We start from the raw sequence: 19876 nt of genomic DNA, 5'->3' as shown, positions 1-19876 counted from the left end.
ACAAAAGTTAATGAAAAAACTTATAGAGAAAAGAGCCAAAATAATGGCTAAGTTAGACGAGCATCTGGAACAAGATGGCGAAGTTAGAGCATTAGACAAAGAAAAATTAGAAGAAGTTGATGCAATGATAAACGAAGTAAAAGAAATAGATGCTCAATTAGAGCAATCAAAAGAAATAAGAACACTAAAAAACACAAAAGAAATGAAGGTTGAGGACATGAAAGACATGGAAAAAAGAGAATTATTATTAAATGGAACAGAAGTAGAAGTTAGGGATATGACTAAATCTAATGTAGCAGGCGAAACAGTTACTAATGGAGCATTAGTTGTAGATAGAGCCAAAGAATTAGGACTGAAAGACTATGCAAGAATAGAAAAATTCAATGGAAATTCTATAATTCCAGTTCAACGTAATAAAATGGGTAAATTAGTTAAGGCATCTGAATTAGCAGAAATATCTAAGAAAGATGTTTTAGTAGAACAGGTAGACTTAAGACCAGAGAAATATGCTTTATTAACTGTAGTATCAGAAGAATTAATAAATGATGCTAGTTATAATATAGAGTCACTTATAAAAGAAGAAGGAAATCAAGCAATAGATGAAACTGTTGAAGGTATGTTAGCAGATACTTTAAATAAAGCTACTGGTATAATAGAGATATCACCAATAACAGAAGGAGTAATAACTTTAGATGATATAAATAACTTATACTTTGGGTTAAATGCTAAATATAGAAAGAATGCTATATTTGTTGTAAATGATGCCCATTTGAAAGCATTAGTTGGATTAAAAGATAATGATGGTCAACCAATACTTCAAAGAGATTTAACTCAAGAATTTGGATATAAATTAATGGGTCGTCCTGTAATATTCTGTGAAGATGTAACAAATATGATGTTTGTTGATATGGAAAAAGCAGTTGTTGCAGGTATAGGAACAAATGCACAAGTTAAGAGAAGTGATGATGCATACTTTACCACTGCAGGTGTGGCTTTCCGTACTACTATAGCTTTAGATGCAAAAACTTGTATAGAACAAGCAATAGCTAAAATAGCTTAATTTTAAAATACTAGAGTTGTTGTAGTTGTATTACTATGGCAACTCTTTTTATATGAGGTAATAACATGAAATATGAAGTTATAGCAAAGTCACCTTTTTATTGCACAGTTTTACAAAGAGCATTTACTAATGGTTCTATAGTTGAAATAGAAAACACTGATAGAGCAGATATATTAGCAGGTGTAGGATTTTTAAAACCAGTAGCTGAAAAGAAAAAAGCTACAAGAAAAAAGGTGAATAAAAATGTTTAGTATTAAAGATATTAATTTAGATTTTATTAAGCATTATCTAAGAATAGAAGAAGAATTTGAAGAAGATGATAATGAAATAGAAATGTTTATGTATGTTGCTAAAGAGTATTTAATGCAAGTTTGCAGTCTTTCAGAAGAAGAATACTTACAAGCAAATACACTAGTTCCTGCATTGCTTATTTTAGTATCTGAAATGTATGAATATAGGTCAGCCTTAGTACCATCAAATACTAAAGCAAACTATTTAATACAAAGATATATTAATACACACAGAAAGTTCTTATAGGTGACAAATGTTCAATCTAGGAGAATTAAAGGAAATATTAGAGATACATAAGGAACTAAAAGTTATAGATAAAAATACTGGTATGAGTTCTAAAGAATTAAAGAAATTATATAAACTACGATGCAAGAAAACAGTTCAATCTTCTAAAGAGTATTTATATGCAAATAGAGAAACTGAAAATGAAACTGTAAAGTTTCTTATTCATAGTAGAAGACATATATACTTAGATAATCTAGTTATCTATAAAAATGAAATATATAACATAAAGCACATAAGTCCATATGTAAATGGATATGTGGATTTAATCTGTGAGGTTAAAAGATAATGTCATTAGAATTTGATATGAAAGAACTTACTAAAAAGCTATCATCTTTAGAGAAAAAAGTATCCAAAGATATTACAAAGAAAACCTTATTAGCAGGAGCAGAACCTATGGAAAAATCTTTAATAAGCTCTGCACCAAAAGATACTGGAGAACTTAAAGAAAATATTAAAAGTGCAAAGAAAATTCAAAATAAGAAAGGTCGAAGTACTATTGATATAGGTGTAACTGGTGACAATAGAGAAGTTGTAGAAAAAGCTTATTATAATCATTATGGAGCGAGGTCAAAAGCACCAACTTATTTTATGGATGATGGATTCAACAAAGGTATTGAACCTGCGAGAGAAAAAATGATAGAGGTACTACAGAAGGAGTTAAAATAATGATTAACTCAAAAGTTATACAAGCATTAGAACCATTAAATATTCCCATCTATTGGATAGATTATAATGGTGATGAACGTGAATATATAATATTCCAAACAAACAATCAAGATGATATAAAACATCATGATGATACTGCAAGTGCAGAACAAATAGAAATCGGTTTAATCTACTGGTTTAATAGTCCTGCAGGAGCATTAAAGATAAATGAAATCAAAGTTTTAATGAAAGAAAATGGATTCATTAAACTAAATGAAAAAGATATAAAAGATGAAGATTTCTATGGTAGAAGTTTTCAGTTTAGATATGTGAAGAACCTTTAGAGGTTCTATTTTTATGCAAAAAATCAAGAAAAATGAGGTAATAGAAATATGGCAAAAACAGGTCAAATAGGATTAAGTGAATTAAGATTAGCTAAAAGAGCAGGAGATGGAACTGTAGTTTCAGATAGTACAATGAAAGTAGATGGTTTAGTTACTGCAGAAGTAGAAATAGATATGTATAGTGAGTCGTTTTTCTGCGATGATGTTGTAGCAGATGTGTTTACTGGATTTAGTTCGGGGACAGTTACAGTTGAATTATTAGGATTATCGTTAGAAGAGTATGCATTGGTAAGCGGGCAAGAAGTTGTAAGAGGTGTGGTTGTAGACAATGTAAATACTATAGCACCTATATTAACTATGTCTTTTAAATCATTAAAGTCAAATGGGAAATATAGACTAGTATCTATACCACAAGTTAAAGGAACAGTTAAGGGAGAATCATTTCAAACTAAAGAAGATGGTGTAGAAGTTGCAAATGTAGAAATAGAATTCGCTATAATACCATTAGAAAATGGTGTATGGAGAGTCCGTTGTGATGAGGATGCAACTGGTGTTGATGCATCATTTGCTAATTCATTTTTAACTACATTCCCTACAGATGTACCAAGTACAAGTGTACTAAAAACAAGAAAATAATAAAGTTACAGTAAAATCGACCGATTTAAATTGACTCTATGATAGTTTGAATCGGTCACTTGATACTTTATACATATTAAAAATAAGGAATATTTTATATATTCCTTAGAATTTGAAAAATTAAACTTTAAGGAGTATATAAATGCAAAAAATAATAATAAATGGAAACGAATATAAAATAAGTTTTAACTTTGGAGTTATAAAAAATGTTACTAAGGATTGTGGTGGAATAACTGTACCACAAATGATAGAGAAGTTATCTACAGGTGACTTAGAAATAATATCAAGTGTATTGTATCATGGGATAAGATTTAATCATCCAGATTTTGATATTAAAGAAATAGATACACTAAGTTTAGACGAAGTTTTTAAGTCATTTGAAACAATAGGTACATTAATGAATGATAATATGCCTAAAGATAAACAACCTAAAAAAACAGTAAAGAAGAAATAGATAATACGCAGGATTGGAATTTTTTATTCTTAGAGTATATCTGGTATACATTATTGAGTAGAAATGAAGAATTTGAATCAATAAGTGCGAGATACTTATTTGAACAGTATGAGATTTACTTAAAGGTAAATGGATTATCAAAAGAAGAGAATAAATCTAATAAGTTAGATTCGGTTGAAGATTTCTTTTAAGTTAATACGGAGGTAAGGAGATATTATTATCTTCTTACCTCTTTTTTTTAGATAAATTGAAAATTAATATTCAAAACCATAGGAATAGTTTAATCACTATTCCTTTTTTATATAAAACAGAAGAAATGAGGTAAACATATTATGTCGCAAGAAACAATAAGTTCACTGTTAGTGGAACTTGGTTTAGATACAAAAGATTTTGATAAAAGTTTAAAAAATGTAAATAAAAGTACTAAAACTATGGAGCAAAGTTTCAATGGTGCTAAAAAGGCATTATCACTATCAGAAAAAGGTGTTGAAGATTACACAAAAGCAATTAATTCTGGTGAAAGTGTAATAAAGCAATATCAAAGTAAAATTGATGCTTTAGGTGATGCATATAAAGATCAGGAACAAAAGTTAAAGGGTTATTTACAACAACAAAAAGACTTACCTGCAACTATATCAAAAGCAGAGCAAGAACTAAAAGAGCTAGAGCAATCATTAGGTAAAAGTTCTAATGAATATAAGAAAGCAGAAAATGAACTAAAAACATATAAACAACAACTTGCAGGTATGGACACTACTATTAATAAGAGTGTAAACAGTATGAGGTCATTAGAAAACCAAATACAGAATACGCAAAATAAAATGTCACAAGCAGAAAATGAAGTTGGTCAATTTAGAAATGAATTAAGAGAACTTGATAGTTTGGATATAGATGGAGTAGGTTCTATATTTGATTCTATTAAAGAATCTATAGGAAATATAGACTTAGGTAATTTTACTGGACAAATTGATAGTTTGGATGGTGGATTAGATTTATTATCTTTAGGAGCAAAAGGAGCAGGATTAGCTTTAGCAGGTATGCTAGTTACATCAACTATAAATTCTGCTAAAGAATATGATAAGATTCTTACAGACCTACAAATTGAGTTGGGATTAACAGAAGATAAAGCATCTGATTTACAAAGTAAAATTATGAGTTTTTCAGATGGTGGATACAACATAGAAAGTATAAGTGAAGCAGTAAAATTATTAAGTCAAAGATTTAATATGACGGATGATGATATGGAAAAAGTATCACAAGGTATGTCAATATTAAATGATTATGGGTATGAAACTAATGATATGGTTAGATTTATATCTATGGCTTATGATAGTTGGGGAATGACTGCGAATGATGCATTAGGAATGATAATAAGAGGTCAACAGGATGGTATTAACATTGCAGGTGACCTCATGGATACATTCATAGAGTATACACCAATACTAGGTCAAATGGGATTGTCAGGACAAGATGCATTTAACCTAATGTCAAGTGCTATGCAAACTACTGGTATGGATTCAGATAAAGTTGCAGATATGATGAAAGAGTTGACATTAACTATAACAGATGGTTCTACTACATCTGCAGATGCACTATCAAGCATAGGAATAGATGTAAGTGATTTAACATCTAGAATAGATAGTGGAAAAATAACTATGTCAGATGCATTTAAAGAAGTTTCTGGAGCAATATTAGGTGTAAAAGATGAAACATCAAGGGCAACTGCACTACAAGATATATTTAAAGGTACAGTGGAATATGGTAATCAATCGGTATTAGAATCATGGGTAGGTGTTAAAAATGAAACACTAAATACAAGTAGTGCTATTGATGAAGTTGCAACTGCTTATGAAAATTCATATCAAGCAAGTCAGCAAGACTTTAGTAATAGTTGGTCAGAGTTGTCACAGACTTTAGGCTCAATGCTACTACCAGTTTTAACTGCAGTGATGGATTCATTAACTAGAGTTATAAATGTATCAAAACTAGCAGTTACTAACTTTGGAATACAAGTTCAAACTTGGGCAAAACAATTAAAAGTATTCTTCCAAGAGATTGGAATTAGTATATTAGAAAGTTTAGCTAGTTTACCATTTGCTGAAAAGATAATGCCAAATTTAGATTCTACATTATCTTCAATGAAAGCTTCTCATGAAGAAACTATTAAGTATATTCAAAACAATGAACAAAAAATGAAAGAAAACTCTGCTTTAATTAATGCAGAATATCAATCAGATAAAGAGCAAACATTCTCAAATGTAGCAAGTACTGCAGATGCAAAAACTAAAGAGATGGCAAATGCAGTTGATACTAATACTGCTAATGCTAAAAATAGTGCTAAAGCTAATACAGATGCATTAAAATCTGATGTTGAAGGCGCTTTGTCTGGATTAGGCAATATAGCAACAGATACAACAGGTAAAATACCACAAGCTACACAACAAAATTTAAGTGCATCTTCACAGATAATAAGACAATTTGGTAGCGATGCATACAATGGAGTTAGAGTTTCATTTAGTAAATTAGAACAGTCTGCAAAGCAGTCAATGAGTAATTTATACAATGGTTGTAATACAAGTATGTCTAAATTAAAAACTAATGTAAAACAAGATGCTACTGATATGTATAATCAAAGTAGAAAGTCGTTTGATGCATTAGCTAAAGCAGGTAGACAAGCATTTAGTAATTTATATAATGGTGTTACTACAAGTTCATCAAGGATGAAAAATCAAGTTATAGAAGACTGGAATGGTATTAGAAATACACTATCTAAAGGTATAAGTGGTAGGGTTACAGTAACTAAGACTAATGTGAATCAGAATCAAACAGGGAAATCATCTTTTGGCATAACTGAAAAGTCATCTTTAGGGATGATGCAAGGTATGAACACAGGTATGGCTAGACTTAATACAGATGCTATAGTATATGGTGGCTCAACTTATCAAGCACAACCAGTAGTATCTGCATCTAGTAAAGCATCTGAAAAGCTTAATAACGATACTATATCAGAGTTGAAGAATCAAAATAAATTGTTATCAGAAATGTTAGGTGTCCTAATGAGAGAAAGAACTACTATAGTGGAGAATACTATAAATTTAGATGGTAGAGCAGTTGCTAAAGGAACTGCTAAATATATGAATGATGAAATAAATAATTTAACTAAAAGAAGTAATAGATTAGCAGGGGTTTATTAATAATCTAAGGTACTATTTTGATGTATTTAGTCATAGTTATGATATAATTTTATTGAATAAAATTATATTGGGGAGATATATTATGTCGATAGAATTACTTACAAATGAACATATGGTAAGTTTAACAAATGCTTTAAAAAATACGAATAAGCATATAAAAATAATTAGTCCATTTATAGGATTAAATACATCAAAACTAATATCTGAATTTATGAAAAACAATATACAATGTGAATGTACAGTAATTACCAGATTTTACACACAAGATTTCATAGATAGAGTTAGTAACTTAGAAGGATTAAAGTTATTGAAACAATCAAATGCAAAATTATATGCTTTGAAAAATTTACATAGTAAGTTGTATTTAATAGATGATAACTATGGGATTATAGGTTCGGCAAACTTTACTATGGGAGGTTTTAAAAGTAATCATGAACTTTCTCTAGCAATAAAAGATGAAACTTGCTTACTAAATAATTTAAATGAATATTTTGATGAATTAAAGGATGATATACGTCACGCAGGTGATTGGGAAATAACATCTGAAATAATTGAAAAGGAAATCGAACTTACTGATAGAATGTTTAAAAATAGCAATGATAAATCCGTTAAATTTACAAATAGCAAGATATGGGGAGCAGATATAAAAAAAATAAATAATGACAAAACTATAAAAGAAATAGATATTGTAGAAGAATTTTTAAAAGAAGATTTAGCTAAAAGTGGAGAAATAGCTTGGATAAAATTTGAAGGGAAATCCGATAATAGGACTTCTAATAAATTTAAATACTTGCCACACAAAATTATATCTAAAAATATGTATATAACTTGTTTTCCCAAAAATCCAAGGGGGATAGAAAATGGTGTTACAATATTTTTATCAAAGCTTAGTTATGATGAAAATGGAAAATCAGTACCTATGATAGTTGGAAGAGCTAAAAGTTATGGATTTAATTCTTCAAATATAGCAGATGATTTTGATAAAAAACAAGCTAAATGGTTAGAAGATTATCCTTATTATGTTGAATTATATGATATTGAAATAATAGATACTGAAATAGTTAATGGAATCTCCTTAAATACGCTAATAATGCAACTTGGAAATGATGTATTTCCAAACACAGTAGGAAAATGTTTGGAAAATGAAGATATTCGAAAAAGAACACGTAGAAGGTCACACTTAAGATTAACACCTATGTCAAAAAAATATTTAGATGATAAATTAGAATGTTTACTAAATAAATATGGAAAAAGAAAGGTTTAAATATCTTATTAAATAATTTAAATAAAATTTGGATTTTATAAATATAAACTAAAATAAAGGATTTTGCTTATTTATGTTGAAAATTAAAATAGAATGTTTAAATAGGGAGGTGAAAAATATAATTACAACTAGGGCACTAAAACTTACTATAGTTGGAGATGAAGAAACTAGAAATAAACAATATAAATACATAAGAAATGAACAATATGAACAATATAAAGCTTTAAATTTATGTATGTCATTATTGAATACTCACTATGTACTAAATAGTTATAATACTGGAGCAGAAAATAAGCTAAAAAATCAACTTGAAAAATTGCAAAATAAGATTGATAAAAATAATTTGGAGTTAGAAAAAGAAGATATAAAAAACTCTAAAAAAGAAAAGTTGACAAAACAAAATATGCAGTTTAAAGGTGAATTAATAAAGTTGCAAGAAGAGTATAATAAAGCATCAAAATACAGAAGTGATGTTGATTTAGCAATGAAAGATATGTATATAGATGATTTATATATGGCAATTCAAAATCAAGTAACTTTTAAAAATAAAGATTTTATGAGCTTAGTAACTCAAAGAGCTAAAAAAGATTTTAAAAATTGTTTAATAAATGGACTAGCAAGAGGTGAAAGAAGTTTAACTAATTATAAAAGAAATTTCCCACTAATGACAAGAGGTGAAAGGTGGCTTAAGTTTAGGTATAAAGAAGAAAGTGATGATATATTAATTGACTGGATACAAGGTATAACTTTTAAAGTTATCTTAGGAAGTAGAAAGAATGAAAATACTACAGAGCTTAGGCATACTCTTCATAAAGTTATAACTGGAGAATACAAAATATGTGATAGTGAAATGAAGTTTGATAAATCAAATAACTTAATGCTAAACTTAACTATGGATATTCCTGTAAAAGAAAATACTAACTACATAGATGGTAGAGTATTGGGAGTGGATTTAGGAATAAAGTATCCTGCTTATGTATGTCTATCCGATGATACTTATAAAAGGATGGCTATAGGAAGTGCACAAGATTTCATAAGAGTTAGAGAACAAATTAGAACAAGAAGATTCAGACTTCAAGAGCAGTTGAAAATGGTGAAAGGAGGAAAAGGTAGGGAGAAAAAACTAGGTGCATTAGAAAGAATAAAGGATAAAGAAAGAGGTTTTGTTAAAACATATAATCATATGGTATCTAAAAACATTGTAGAGTTTGCATATAAAAATAAATGTGAATATATACATGTAGAGGATTTAAATAAAAATGGTTTTGATAATGCGATATTATCTAAATGGTCATATTATGAACTAAAAACAATGATAGAATATAAAGCTGAAAGAAAAGGTATTAAAGTTAGATATGTAAATCCAGAATATACATCTCAAAAGTGTAGCAAATGTGGTCATACAGATAAAGAAAACAGACAAAGCCAAGAAAAGTTCAAATGTTTAAATTGTGGATTTGAATTAAATGCAGACCATAATGCGTCAATTAATATAGCAAGAAGTAATGATATAAAAAAATAATATAAAATTATATATAGTCGATTCCACGACTAAAGATTGAGGATATAGATTGAATGGCTAGGATTACCTAAAGTCATCTATAATCACTCGATAAGGGTTAATTCTTAGAATTATGTTACCTCTAAGACGTACTATATAGATTATAAATTTGCAGTGAGCAAGTTTAACCTATTACATAGGCAAAATAATTGGTATTACTTAATTAGAAGTATATTAAAAAAATTATATGGAATCCTTATAGGAGGTACACTGCAAAATTTAATATTTAAAGGTGTTTAAAGTATTGAAAATACTTATGTTCATGTTAGGGTTTAAACATTACTATGTAGTATGGGAATGCTACATTATATATAGTGTCCGATAAAAAAATAAATAGTTTAAACATTACTATGTAGTATGGGAATTATATATAGTTGCAGGAATCTCACTTCTAATGAATCGTTCAAACATTACTATGTAGTACGGGAATATACAAAATATTAGTAAATTCGGATTCGAGATAGTTTTTTTAAACATTACTATGTAGTATGGGAATCACACATAGTAAGTAAAATTTAGATAAATAAATTTATGTAATAATAAAAAGAACTGTCAACTAAATGACTGTTCTTTTTTAAATACGTATTAATGTTACACATGCACTTATGACAAATCTCACTGTAGAATCTATTAAAAATATTGAAGCAAAAAACGCAATTAGTAATATATCTTCTATTTCCATATCATCACCCATTAAGAGAATTAACACATAATATAATATTTATACCATTTATTGGATAAAACTAAAGGGATGTAGATTGATTTCTGATTTTTTATAAATAAAATTCAAGTTTTATTATTACAGAAAATGTATAATTAGTATATGAGTATATATAGAGAGAAAGGATGATTTAAGTTATGAAGTTCTATACCATTCAAACCATGGAATTTTGGGAGAATAATAAAAACAATAAATATTTAGAAAATGATTATAAATATGTCACGAAAGAATGGGTTACTCAGTACAAATGGATGTATAAACAGATGTGTGAAAGAATAGAAGAAGTTGATAGTAGCATGATTTGGGTGTGGACTACTCGTCCAGACCTGAGACGTTCCGGTTATTCAGACAAGGGAAATGAATGTGTTTTACTAGAATTAGAATTAGATGAATCTCAAGTATTATTATCTGACTTTGACATGTGGCATCTTCCTTTGAATAATATGACAGTAGATATGTATGATAATGAAGATATTGATAAAGAAAAGAGCTGGGAAAGAATTTTTGATTTTGATTTATGTATGGAGATTAATAAAATAGCAGAAGAAACAATAGCTAAAGAAATTAAAGAAGGCACGTATGAATACTTAGAATATATTTCATTTGAACCAAATACAAATTTTGAACCAAATAGAAATATAGAAATACTAAAACAAGGGGTAACTTCAAAAGTAAGTCTAGATAATGTAAAATTAATAAAAATATTTAAAGCAAGATAGATAATATTATTTGTCTGTACATATATTCTATTATTATAAAAAACTATAGAGCAGTGTAAACTGCGATTAAAAAAGTGGGTGGTACAGAGTACCATCAACCAAATAAGATTGAATAAGTTCAATCAATAAAAGTTGTCATTTAATCGTCTTATATTATAATAAGCTACATAAATATATATACGATGTTTAAATGACAACTTTCTAATATGGAGCAAAAAATGCATAAAATTAAATATGTATTATATAGCTAACTCATATTTATGCAGAAAAAACTCTTTTTAAATAGGTAATGTATTTTGTCTATATATATTAATTATTAAATAGACAAAATACATTACCTATTTTTTTATTATTAATCTTCTATAAGGGACATGGAAGGTGTTGTCGTGTCACTACCGTTCCACTACACCTTCCAGTCCTTGGTGGGTGGACGGTAAGACTAAAATAATAAAGATTATAGGAGAATATAAATTATGAAAATAATCACAAAAGGTAAATTAAAAAGAGAACAAATAAAAAATATAAAGGAAATAGAAGAAGTTGTAGGTGGAAAAATATCTAATTTTAATATAGTTAAAATTGATTTGGAAAATGGAAGATATGCTAATATAATAGCTTATTTAGATTCTATGAGAGGTACAGTAACTGTATCAATACAAGAGATAGGTGTACTAACTAAAGAAATATTCGTAGAAGAAATATATCATATACATCAAGGTGAATATGGAATGGAAATAGTTCCAGATAAGTGTATTGATGAAGAATATCAAACTAAATATATGTTTGATAACTATAAGAAATATCAATCTATTATAGATAAAATAGTATTAGAAACATTTGAATTTAATAAATAGCCATTAGAGCCACCATAGGGTGGTTCTTTTTGAATTTTAAATAAAGGTAGGTAAATAATAACATGAAAACATTAAAAATAGAATTGTGGAGCTTAGCAAAACACATGAAAAGTAATAAGGTAAATATAGAAAATATATATTACATATACAAAGTAAATGAAGAAGTATTAGAGAAACTTTTAAATATAAAATATTATAAAGATAATCCTAGCTTTATGCCCTTAGACAGAAAATATGGACATGAATTTAAGCTAATAAAGACAAACGAAAATATAAAGAATGTAGATGATTATGAAGTCCTAGATATAGATAGTGAAAATATTTATATTGATGATAAATTAATTTATTATAATATAAATGTATATTTAGATAATAAATAAAGATATAGTAAATTTATTATTACTATATCTTTATTTATTGAATATTATAAATACTTATTTGTTTAAATCTGAATTTAATGTGCCTAGGCAATAACTTGCAGTATGAGTACAGTATCCGTTAATGTCCTTTACTACTAAGTTTGGATTACAATTGCGTAATTTTAAAAACTCTTCTTGATTGTTTAGTATAACCTCTAATAACATATGTACAATTTCAGAGTGTATACTATAAAACATATAATCATATTCTAGTTGTTCTATTTGTTGAGTAATAGGAAAAAATTTATCATAAACTTTTAACTTTTCGGTGTTTTTGGAATATGCATTATTTCCTTTATATGTATCTTGTATAGAATCTATTGTTGAAATACATATGTCTAGTTGTGGAATACGACCATCATTTATCCAACCTTTAATCACATTTTCTTTGTCTTCTAATGTGTTAATATAGTATAATATATTTCTCTTTAGTGATTCAGCATATTCATCTTGATTATATGATACTCGTGCCAACTTAGTATTTAAAATATTTCTTAGTCGTGCTTTGGTTTGCATTGCGTCAGAATAATATAAATTACAAGGATGATTAATTAATTTTGCAATAATTTGTTTAGAGTTACTATCTAAGTTATTTAATTCATGTGAGTTGTTTATGCATTCATTTTGTTTCTTGATTTCATCTTTATTTTTATTTTTTGAAAAAATTGAAAAAATACCCATATTTTACCTCCTAGAATTTATGATAATATAATTATATCTTAATAAGATTAAAAAATGTATAATTTATGAAAAAATCATTTAAGTATAACCGATAATACAATTATATCTTTAATTAGTAGGTAATAAGTGCTTATGACATTAAAGTGTATCATAAAAATTATTTTTAATGGTTTTAGATAATGTTTATTTTTATCAGAACTTAAGAAGGTAATAAATTCGATATTTTATTTAAATTATTTCTATATAATCTCTAAAGATGTCAACAATAAAATCTGAACTTTTAGGAGTGTAATTTGGAGATATACAAAATGTAATAAAGTCAAAATCTCCATAATATTTTACATCATTAATATTTTTTTTGACTTCAAATAGAACCTCTGGTTCTGGTATAGAAGTACTTAGATATTCTTTTTCAAATATATTTATATCTCCAACAATACTTGATAGTTTTTGTATTTTACATCTAGGATTATGATACAATTGTATTATTTTACTTGACTCTTCAAAATTCTTCATAATAAACCTTGAGTAGTCATCTCCTCGTTCATTAGGATTAGAAACGTACGTAAGTTTAGAAATCCATCTAAATCCAATCGCAAATAAAAGGTAGTTACCTATACCAGGCATATAAGCTTCTTTAAAGTAACTTTTATAATTTTCAATGTTGATTCTTTCATGTATAGGCAATCCTAATAATTCGTCTGCAATAAAAGCTCGTTGGTGAATTTCAAATGATGCTAAATCAGCATGTGAGTCCACATGTATTACCTCAAAAGGTGTTATAAGTAGTTTTTGGTTTATCAAATCTCTCCAATAATATAACGCTTCATGGTGATGACATATTATTTTACCTTTAATTTTATTACTCTTTGAAAGACCCAAGTTATTTTCAATGAAATCAATAATCTTGTCCTTATCCCAAGGTTTGTAGTCATCACTAGCTCTAGTTGTACACTCTTGTAATATAAAATAAGGTGCTTTTTCTAGAAAATAATCCATATCAATATCTAAAATTTTCATTTAATTCTCCCTTGTATTCAGTGTTATAAATTTAATTATTAATTATATACTAGATAAAGTATAGCTTTATATGAAAAATATATCAAAAATTTTATTTAAAAATACTTTAATAAAAACTATTTTCTTTTAAGCCATTTAGCTCCATTTTTACTTCTAAAGTAATCTATAAAATATGATTCAACGCCTTCTGCCATATATGAAGGTTCAATTCTAAATGTAATTACGTATATAGCTCTTTCGCGATTATTTATGTTATTTAAATAATGACAAATTTTATCTATACTTGAACCTATAGTTGTTTCATTTTTCACTAAATGTAATCCCAATCTATAGTTTATGCCTTTTTCATTACCTTTTTTACCAACATATTGACAAATAAAATTTTCATCAAATAAAAAGTAAATATTATTATTTTTTGAATATGAAAATTTATAATCATGTTTTACAATGTTTCCATCAACACTAATTATATGAGTTCCAGACTTTGTGGCTTGTTTTGTATTGTCAAATACTAGTTTTATAGCATTATCTTTATTCAAATTCATGTAAATATTCTTCAAATCTGTTTGCAGTTGACTATTAAATTCAAAGTATAAACTCATAATAATACCTCCAATAAAAACTCCTATTTATATATAGTAGTATAATATTTATTATTTTATAATATCATACAATTTGAGCAACATAGTATAATTTAAAGTTAAAATAAAATCATACTCTTAATTATGTTGCTTTAATTAACTTTTTAATTTTTGAAATAAATTTTCGTATCTTAATACTCCAAATAAATACAATTAAATTTATATAGGTTACAAATCCAATCTATCTCATTTATAGAATTTAAACAAAAAATGAGGTTGTCCATTTCGGACAACTATATCTTCTACTTAGTATTTATTTCCTTTATAAAATATCCATTTTTAATATTAAAACTATTTTTAACATAGAAATTGTCTAATTTTCTTTCCTCCCCACCTATATATAGAGTTGGAGCAAATCTATCAACTTCTCCTTTTATTTTTCCTTTAAATCCTTTACTTATTAAATATTGCTCTAATTGACCTAATAAAATACTAGCATGTCTTTTTAGTTTGTAAAATTCATTTGTATCAATTGCATCTATGAATACAGTATCATATGTTGAATTTTTTAAATCTTTATCTTCTTTTATATAATTACCTTCTAACTTTGATACCCAATCAACATCTTTACATGACTCTTGACTATAAACCATATACGTATACATTTTAATATCATCAGACTCATTAATAATTACTATTACAAATATTTTATTTTCTTTTTCATAGATATGGATTACCTCCATATTTTTATCTATAGACCTTGTTAAAATACCATTAATAGACCTTATTGTTTCACTTCTAACAACACGTTCTTTATCTATTTCATCTTTCATTTTCTTTTTTACATTTATTATTTGTGAATGTAATATGCTATTTGTTTCATTTAATTTTTTGAATTTTTTCAGAATCATATAAATTTCCCCTTCATATTAGATTTTATTTTAAAAGCTAACTTTAGCTTGAATTTATAATAATACAATCAAAAAATAAAATCCACGTAAAAGATGTCGTATCAAAAACTTTTTGTACTTATTAAAATATAGCCTAATAATTTCAATACTTTCATGTTCGGTATTTTAGTTTTTGAAGTATTTTGAAATGGTATCCACAAATATTAATTAAATAAAAAAGTAATTTTATTATTACAAAAAGGTGTATATTTTGTAGATAGATATATAATATATTTTATAAATTATACATTTTTCTGTAAATCTAATTAAAATTATAAACACACAAAAAATCCAGAGCAACTTTAGTTGCGATTAAAAAGAAGGTGGTGCAACCACCTTCATAAGAAAGATTGAACAAATTCAATCTATGATTTTAATAGGTAATGTTATCTGTCCATATAATAACTAGTATATATAGATAGGTAACATTACCTATTTTTTCATTAATAATCTTCTATATGGACATAGAAGGTGTTACGCTCACTACACTTTCTAATGCTATTGATTGGTGGTCGATAAGACTAAAAATAATAAAGATATAGGAGATTTCAAATTATGAAAATAATTGCAAAAGGTAAATTAAAAAGAGAACAAATAAAAAATATAAATGAAATAGAAGGAGGTGCATGTGGAATGGTTTCAAATCATGAGAATATAGAAAATGCCAGAAAATTTGAATCTAATTTAATAGGTGAATATAAGATATTAGAATATTTAAATAATTATGAGCCAGAAAGACATAAGATTTTTATTATAAATCAAATGGATTCTAATGTGAAAATTAAAGATAATAGAGTAGAATTTAAGAGTAATTTGATTATAGGTTAATTTAATTTTAACTACAAATTGGCAATAGTAGCACTTTCTAGTACTTCTATTGCCAGTTTGATTTGTTACAAATTCTATATTTTATTTTAGCTTTTGCTCTAATTTTTCAGATTGTTCCTTAAGTTTATCATGTATCTGATTTGCCTTCTCCTTACAGTTACAAAGCTTTTCAACATCTTTAAATTTAAACTCATCTTCACAAACTTCTGTTCCTGTTATTAAAGAATTGATATATGTTTGAACGTTAACATCTTGTTTCAGTAATATATCAATCTCCTCCCATTGCTCACAAGATATAAGCTGTCTTATTTTTTTTAATGAATTATCAACTTCTATAGCCATCTCTTTAACTAATATAGTAAAGTTTGCTCCACGCAAATCTTTTTTATCAATATTGGAAAGCTTAAGTAATTCTGAAAATTTATCTGTTAAGTTTTTACATTCATGATATGATTCTTTAATATTTGCAAACTTTGTTATATCTTTAGCCTTTATATAATATTTTTCTGTTTCATCTTTGTTGTTTTTAGAATTTTTTGCACATATCAATGAGATAATCATACCAATTATTGTTATAACAGAACCTAATATAGATATCTTATCACTAACTGTCAAAACTGGAAAATTCATCTATTTTAAATACCTCTTTCTTTTTTGTAATATATTAGAATTTCACATAAACTTTCATATTCATTAGCTAATTCATATGCCTTTTCTTTATCCCAAGCAAAATGTCCAATTACACCAATAAAATCTTCTGCTTTTTTACCCCAATGATTTTCATCCTGTAAAAACCTTGCTAATTTAGCATAATCAAAAACTCTACCATCATCTACTGTTTGGCAAATAAAATCAAACCATCTGTTTCTATCTGATGGATGTGATGAACCTGTAGATTTATTAGCGCTTTTACAAAATTTTTCCAATTTTTTCAATGCAGTTTTTGATATTTCAGATAATGGGTCAAACTCATCACTTGTTAACTCTGATATATTTAAACTAGAGCCACTTTTTTTATATGGTTTTATTACATCATCATAGAATTTTTGTAATACTTTATTATATTCATCAATACTTAGCTGACTTTTTTCTATAGGAATGATATTTCCGACATGAAGTTCACCACTCATTACATCATCTTCGCCTATATAAATAGATACTTTCGATTTATCAACTTCTTTACCATTATAGTTGAAAAACAAATAATTTTTCCAACGACCTTTTCTTTCTTCTAAAAACCAATCCCCTTTTGCATAATAACCAATAGTTTCAATAAATTCATTTAATTCTTCTTGTGTTCCTGTAAATTGTAACTCACTATAAATTTCCATGAATACACCCCCTATTAATTCTGTTTTTTACATTTTTTTACACTTATTTATATATTATCATATATTTAGAAAAAATTTGATAATATAATTTTTATTACAAAAACAAAAATAGGTATAATAACCATAATAGTTATAGTACCTATTTTTATAAATCCAATATTTTATTTATCATTCTTTATGAAAAAAGAGTATTGTGAATGTTTCTTGATTAAGTAATATTTATAAGATTTTTTTATAAATATAATTATCAATTTTTGTAATAAGAGTTTCTATCTTTTTTATTAATGCCATAATATCTTCTGCATAATTATTTATAATTTTAGCTACATCTTCATATTCTAGTAATTCTAAAGTATTTTCCGTATTATATTTTTTGCTTAATTTTAATATTTCTTTTTTGTACTCATCATTCTTCATTTGGAGTCTTATATCTCTACTTCTAATTTCAATAAATTCATCATTGAAATTTGATAAAATGTATTTATTAGTTTCTATTTTTTGAATCAAAATACGTGCTGAATTTGATAATTTATATCCCTTATATTGTTTAACATATTCACACTCACAAAATTCTACACCATTATTTAATAAATCATTTGTCCACTCACTAAGTAATAGTTTTGTTTCTGATAATAAATCAAACATAAATTGATTTTTTAAATTTTTCTTATTTACTAGATTAGATGTTACTATTGAAATAATCCCACCTGCTGAAACTCCTAGTAAAGTATTTACTATTTCTGATAAATTTAGTTCCATTATTAGCTCCCCTTTATAACAATAAGTATAATTTACTACTGGTAAATTGTAGCATAGAATTTGATTTACATAATATATTTCCTAAAAATAGAATAAAATCATACTTTTAAGAGATGAATTCACTTGTGGAAAAGAAATATCCTAAAAGTAGGATAATCCTAAATATATGATATTAAAATACCTAACTTTAGTATATTCATTATCCTAAGTTAAAGGATACTACAATTACTAATATAATTATTATTATAATTACTATCTATAATAAAAAAAGAAGTTGAGCAACTAAACTCTACTTCTTACTTTCTAAATCTTTCAAGATTAAATTAACTATATAATTAGTCATGGTTCTATTATCTTTATTCGCAAGTTCTTGAACTTGTTCTTTAACTTCTTTAGGCAAAGTTATTACAATCCTAGTATTTTTTTCTTTATTTATTGCCATTGAAATTCCTCCAAATACTTTTTAACTTTTTTATTACTTATTTACTTATATTATAACATACTATATAAAACTGATACATCACTTAAGAAAAAAATGATAAAAAAGTGTTTACAAGAGATATCACCATATGATATCATTTAAACATAAAGTGATATCACTAAAGATAAGGAGGTGGAATAAATGTCTTATACGTTAATAGATAATGAAATATTTGAAGATGAAAATCTAACACATACAGAATTTAGAGTACTGTCATATCTAATAAGAAATTACAATTCAAATTTGGGATACTCTTTCCCTACCAGAAAAACTATGGTAGAAAAGTGCAACATGAGCAAAGATACTTTAAATAAAGTTTTGAACTCATTAGAAGAAAGAGGTTATATTACTAGAAAAACTAATCCTTCAAAATCTGGAAGAAATAATATCTATTATATACATAAGTATTTATTTGTACCTTCTATAGAAGAGGTACCAGATGAAATGAAAGAAATAATAGAAGATAAAGAAGAAGTATCGTTAGAAGAAAAAGATGTACAAGAAACAGAAGAATTAATTAGAAAGTTTTATGCAGGTGAAATTAGTGCACCAGAGCAAGTAAAAAAAGAAGAACTAAAAGAAAAGTTAGAAACATTTCAAGTACATCTTAATAGAAAAATGAGTTCTAATCTAAAAGAGATAATAAAAGATTTAGATTGGAGCGAAATAGTAGATGCAGATATGCAAATAAATATAAATAAGAAAGAGAATTATGTGACTGAAAAATACATAATAAATGCTATTTATGATAACAAAAGAAAAGTAAATTTAAAGTTAGTAAAATAAAAAAGAACATAA

General features: G+C 26.3%; 25 protein-coding genes. 17 read left to right on the top strand and 8 right to left on the bottom strand.

All coding sequences use genetic code 11. From position 1 onward, the window contains the following. Positions 1 to 10 precede the first annotated feature (10 nt). The 15 genes from JW646_RS02340 to JW646_RS02270 all read left to right on the top strand — a co-directional run bounded on the left by JW646_RS02340 (position 11) and on the right by JW646_RS02270 (position 12408). A complete protein-coding gene (locus tag JW646_RS02340) occupies positions 11 to 1060 on the top strand; it encodes a phage major capsid protein (RefSeq protein ID WP_228416445.1) in 1050 nt (349 codons plus the stop codon). A 65-nt stretch (positions 1061 to 1125) separates the two neighbouring features. After that, positions 1126 to 1311 carry a hypothetical protein gene (locus JW646_RS02335; protein ID WP_228416444.1) on the top strand — a complete coding sequence of 62 codons (186 nt, stop codon included), beginning with the start codon at positions 1126 to 1128 and terminating at the stop codon, positions 1309 to 1311. Then, positions 1304 to 1597 carry a head-tail connector protein gene (locus tag JW646_RS02330; protein ID WP_228416443.1) on the top strand — a complete coding sequence of 98 codons (294 nt, stop codon included), beginning with the start codon at positions 1304 to 1306 and terminating at the stop codon, positions 1595 to 1597. Before JW646_RS02335 ends, JW646_RS02330 begins: the two co-directional genes overlap by 8 nt. Before the next feature lie 7 nt (positions 1598 to 1604). Continuing rightward, positions 1605 to 1922: a phage head closure protein gene (locus tag JW646_RS02325; RefSeq protein WP_228416442.1), complete on the top strand. Its 318-nt coding sequence runs from the start codon at positions 1605 to 1607 to the stop codon at positions 1920 to 1922. Further along, positions 1922 to 2302: an HK97-gp10 family putative phage morphogenesis protein gene (locus JW646_RS02320; protein ID WP_228416441.1), complete on the top strand. Its 381-nt coding sequence runs from the start codon at positions 1922 to 1924 to the stop codon at positions 2300 to 2302. The genes JW646_RS02325 and JW646_RS02320 overlap by 1 nt, the downstream gene beginning before the upstream one ends. Beyond that, complete coding sequence (locus JW646_RS02315; protein ID WP_228416440.1) at positions 2302 to 2625, top strand: hypothetical protein; 324 nt, start codon at positions 2302 to 2304, stop codon at positions 2623 to 2625. The genes JW646_RS02320 and JW646_RS02315 overlap by 1 nt, the downstream gene beginning before the upstream one ends. 48 nt (positions 2626 to 2673) lie before the next feature. Further along, positions 2674 to 3261 (top strand): major tail protein, encoded by a 588-nt coding sequence (locus tag JW646_RS02310; protein ID WP_228416439.1) that lies wholly within the window; start codon positions 2674 to 2676, stop codon positions 3259 to 3261. Positions 3262 to 3403: 142 nt separating this feature from the next. Continuing rightward, positions 3404 to 3715: a tail assembly chaperone gene (locus JW646_RS02305; protein ID WP_228416438.1), complete on the top strand. Its 312-nt coding sequence runs from the start codon at positions 3404 to 3406 to the stop codon at positions 3713 to 3715. 53 nt (positions 3716 to 3768) lie between these two features. Further along, a complete protein-coding gene (locus JW646_RS02300) occupies positions 3769 to 3906 on the top strand; it encodes a hypothetical protein (RefSeq protein ID WP_228416437.1) in 138 nt (45 codons plus the stop codon). Positions 3907 to 4047: 141 nt separating this feature from the next. Continuing rightward, positions 4048 to 6909, top strand: coding sequence for a phage tail tape measure protein (locus tag JW646_RS02295; protein ID WP_228416436.1), 2862 nt, complete (start codon positions 4048 to 4050; stop codon positions 6907 to 6909). Positions 6910 to 6991: 82 nt separating this feature from the next. Then, the gene (locus JW646_RS02290; protein WP_228416435.1) at positions 6992 to 8173 is read left to right on the top strand and encodes a phospholipase D family protein; all 1182 of its coding nucleotides are present in this window, start codon (positions 6992 to 6994) and stop codon (positions 8171 to 8173) included. Positions 8174 to 8246: 73 nt separating this feature from the next. Continuing rightward, the gene (locus JW646_RS02285) at positions 8247 to 9695 is read left to right on the top strand and encodes an RNA-guided endonuclease InsQ/TnpB family protein (RefSeq protein WP_228416434.1); all 1449 of its coding nucleotides are present in this window, start codon (positions 8247 to 8249) and stop codon (positions 9693 to 9695) included. An 897-nt stretch (positions 9696 to 10592) separates the two neighbouring features. Next, positions 10593 to 11174, top strand: a complete 582-nt coding sequence (locus JW646_RS02280) for a DUF3841 domain-containing protein (protein ID WP_228416433.1) — start codon at positions 10593 to 10595, stop codon at positions 11172 to 11174. Between the two features lie 473 nt (positions 11175 to 11647). Beyond that, on the top strand, positions 11648 to 12028 hold the full coding sequence (locus JW646_RS02275) for a hypothetical protein (RefSeq protein ID WP_228416432.1): 381 nt from the start codon (positions 11648 to 11650) through the stop codon (positions 12026 to 12028). A 62-nt stretch (positions 12029 to 12090) separates the two neighbouring features. After that, entirely contained in the window at positions 12091 to 12408 is a 318-nt protein-coding gene (locus tag JW646_RS02270; protein WP_228416431.1) for a hypothetical protein, read from the top strand. Between the two features lie 54 nt (positions 12409 to 12462). Here JW646_RS02270 and JW646_RS02265 read toward each other — a convergent pair whose 3' ends face one another. From JW646_RS02265 to JW646_RS02250, 4 genes are all read right to left on the bottom strand, one after another. Continuing rightward, the gene (locus JW646_RS02265; RefSeq protein WP_228416430.1) at positions 12463 to 13128 is read right to left on the bottom strand and encodes a hypothetical protein; all 666 of its coding nucleotides are present in this window, start codon (positions 13126 to 13128) and stop codon (positions 12463 to 12465) included. 228 nt (positions 13129 to 13356) lie between these two features. Next, positions 13357 to 14148, bottom strand: a complete 792-nt coding sequence (locus JW646_RS02260) for a UPF0489 family protein (protein WP_228416429.1) — start codon at positions 14146 to 14148, stop codon at positions 13357 to 13359. Between the two features lie 116 nt (positions 14149 to 14264). Next, positions 14265 to 14750, bottom strand: a complete 486-nt coding sequence (locus tag JW646_RS02255) for a hypothetical protein (protein ID WP_228416428.1) — start codon at positions 14748 to 14750, stop codon at positions 14265 to 14267. Between the two features lie 281 nt (positions 14751 to 15031). Further along, positions 15032 to 15640, bottom strand: coding sequence for a hypothetical protein (locus JW646_RS02250; RefSeq protein ID WP_228416427.1), 609 nt, complete (start codon positions 15638 to 15640; stop codon positions 15032 to 15034). A gap of 594 nt (positions 15641 to 16234) precedes the next feature. Between JW646_RS02250 and JW646_RS02245 the strand changes: the two genes are divergently transcribed. Further along, positions 16235 to 16507: a hypothetical protein gene (locus JW646_RS02245; protein ID WP_228416426.1), complete on the top strand. Its 273-nt coding sequence runs from the start codon at positions 16235 to 16237 to the stop codon at positions 16505 to 16507. Positions 16508 to 16588: 81 nt separating this feature from the next. On the opposite strand, the gene JW646_RS02240 is transcribed toward JW646_RS02245, so the two are convergent. The 4 genes from JW646_RS02240 to JW646_RS02225 all read right to left on the bottom strand — a co-directional run bounded on the left by JW646_RS02240 (position 16589) and on the right by JW646_RS02225 (position 19039). Beyond that, on the bottom strand, positions 16589 to 17137 hold the full coding sequence (locus JW646_RS02240; protein ID WP_228416425.1) for a hypothetical protein: 549 nt from the start codon (positions 17135 to 17137) through the stop codon (positions 16589 to 16591). A 5-nt stretch (positions 17138 to 17142) separates the two neighbouring features. Beyond that, positions 17143 to 17838 carry a hypothetical protein gene (locus JW646_RS02235; RefSeq protein ID WP_228416424.1) on the bottom strand — a complete coding sequence of 232 codons (696 nt, stop codon included), beginning with the start codon at positions 17836 to 17838 and terminating at the stop codon, positions 17143 to 17145. Between the two features lie 219 nt (positions 17839 to 18057). After that, on the bottom strand, positions 18058 to 18597 hold the full coding sequence (locus tag JW646_RS02230) for a hypothetical protein (RefSeq protein WP_228416423.1): 540 nt from the start codon (positions 18595 to 18597) through the stop codon (positions 18058 to 18060). 289 nt (positions 18598 to 18886) lie between these two features. After that, a complete protein-coding gene (locus tag JW646_RS02225; protein WP_228416422.1) occupies positions 18887 to 19039 on the bottom strand; it encodes a ribbon-helix-helix domain-containing protein in 153 nt (50 codons plus the stop codon). A gap of 180 nt (positions 19040 to 19219) precedes the next feature. On the opposite strand from JW646_RS02225, the gene JW646_RS02220 reads away from it, so the two are divergent. Beyond that, positions 19220 to 19864: a helix-turn-helix domain-containing protein gene (locus JW646_RS02220; protein WP_228416421.1), complete on the top strand. Its 645-nt coding sequence runs from the start codon at positions 19220 to 19222 to the stop codon at positions 19862 to 19864. Positions 19865 to 19876: the final 12 nt, after the last annotated feature.

The organism is Terrisporobacter hibernicus, from assembly GCF_020809405.1.
Lineage (GTDB): Bacteria > Bacillota > Clostridia > Peptostreptococcales > Peptostreptococcaceae > Terrisporobacter > Terrisporobacter petrolearius.
Note: the sequence above shows the minus strand (reverse complement) of the source record. Positions and strands in the feature narration are given on the sequence as shown.

Coding starts and splice junctions, on each gene's coding strand:
- JW646_RS02325 (WP_228416442.1), top strand. CDS start 1,605: ATGTTCAATCTAGGAGAATTAAAGGAAATATTAGAGATACATAAGGAA.
- JW646_RS02230 (WP_228416423.1), bottom strand. CDS start 18,597: ATGGAACTAAATTTATCAGAAATAGTAAATACTTTACTAGGAGTTTCA.
- JW646_RS02320 (WP_228416441.1), top strand. CDS start 1,922: ATGTCATTAGAATTTGATATGAAAGAACTTACTAAAAAGCTATCATCT.
- JW646_RS02285 (WP_228416434.1), top strand. CDS start 8,247: ATGTTGAAAATTAAAATAGAATGTTTAAATAGGGAGGTGAAAAATATA.
- JW646_RS02270 (WP_228416431.1), top strand. CDS start 12,091: ATGAAAACATTAAAAATAGAATTGTGGAGCTTAGCAAAACACATGAAA.
- JW646_RS02275 (WP_228416432.1), top strand. CDS start 11,648: ATGAAAATAATCACAAAAGGTAAATTAAAAAGAGAACAAATAAAAAAT.
- JW646_RS02245 (WP_228416426.1), top strand. CDS start 16,235: ATGAAAATAATTGCAAAAGGTAAATTAAAAAGAGAACAAATAAAAAAT.
- JW646_RS02295 (WP_228416436.1), top strand. CDS start 4,048: ATGTCGCAAGAAACAATAAGTTCACTGTTAGTGGAACTTGGTTTAGAT.
- JW646_RS02240 (WP_228416425.1), bottom strand. CDS start 17,137: ATGAATTTTCCAGTTTTGACAGTTAGTGATAAGATATCTATATTAGGT.
- JW646_RS02305 (WP_228416438.1), top strand. CDS start 3,404: ATGCAAAAAATAATAATAAATGGAAACGAATATAAAATAAGTTTTAAC.
- JW646_RS02260 (WP_228416429.1), bottom strand. CDS start 14,148: ATGAAAATTTTAGATATTGATATGGATTATTTTCTAGAAAAAGCACCT.
- JW646_RS02315 (WP_228416440.1), top strand. CDS start 2,302: ATGATTAACTCAAAAGTTATACAAGCATTAGAACCATTAAATATTCCC.
- JW646_RS02220 (WP_228416421.1), top strand. CDS start 19,220: ATGTCTTATACGTTAATAGATAATGAAATATTTGAAGATGAAAATCTA.
- JW646_RS02290 (WP_228416435.1), top strand. CDS start 6,992: ATGTCGATAGAATTACTTACAAATGAACATATGGTAAGTTTAACAAAT.
- JW646_RS02235 (WP_228416424.1), bottom strand. CDS start 17,838: ATGGAAATTTATAGTGAGTTACAATTTACAGGAACACAAGAAGAATTA.
- JW646_RS02255 (WP_228416428.1), bottom strand. CDS start 14,750: ATGAGTTTATACTTTGAATTTAATAGTCAACTGCAAACAGATTTGAAG.
- JW646_RS02280 (WP_228416433.1), top strand. CDS start 10,593: ATGAAGTTCTATACCATTCAAACCATGGAATTTTGGGAGAATAATAAA.
- JW646_RS02330 (WP_228416443.1), top strand. CDS start 1,304: ATGTTTAGTATTAAAGATATTAATTTAGATTTTATTAAGCATTATCTA.
- JW646_RS02265 (WP_228416430.1), bottom strand. CDS start 13,128: ATGGGTATTTTTTCAATTTTTTCAAAAAATAAAAATAAAGATGAAATC.
- JW646_RS02310 (WP_228416439.1), top strand. CDS start 2,674: ATGGCAAAAACAGGTCAAATAGGATTAAGTGAATTAAGATTAGCTAAA.
- JW646_RS02250 (WP_228416427.1), bottom strand. CDS start 15,640: ATGATTCTGAAAAAATTCAAAAAATTAAATGAAACAAATAGCATATTA.
- JW646_RS02225 (WP_228416422.1), bottom strand. CDS start 19,039: ATGGCAATAAATAAAGAAAAAAATACTAGGATTGTAATAACTTTGCCT.
- JW646_RS02340 (WP_228416445.1), top strand. CDS start 11: ATGAAAAAACTTATAGAGAAAAGAGCCAAAATAATGGCTAAGTTAGAC.
- JW646_RS02335 (WP_228416444.1), top strand. CDS start 1,126: ATGAAATATGAAGTTATAGCAAAGTCACCTTTTTATTGCACAGTTTTA.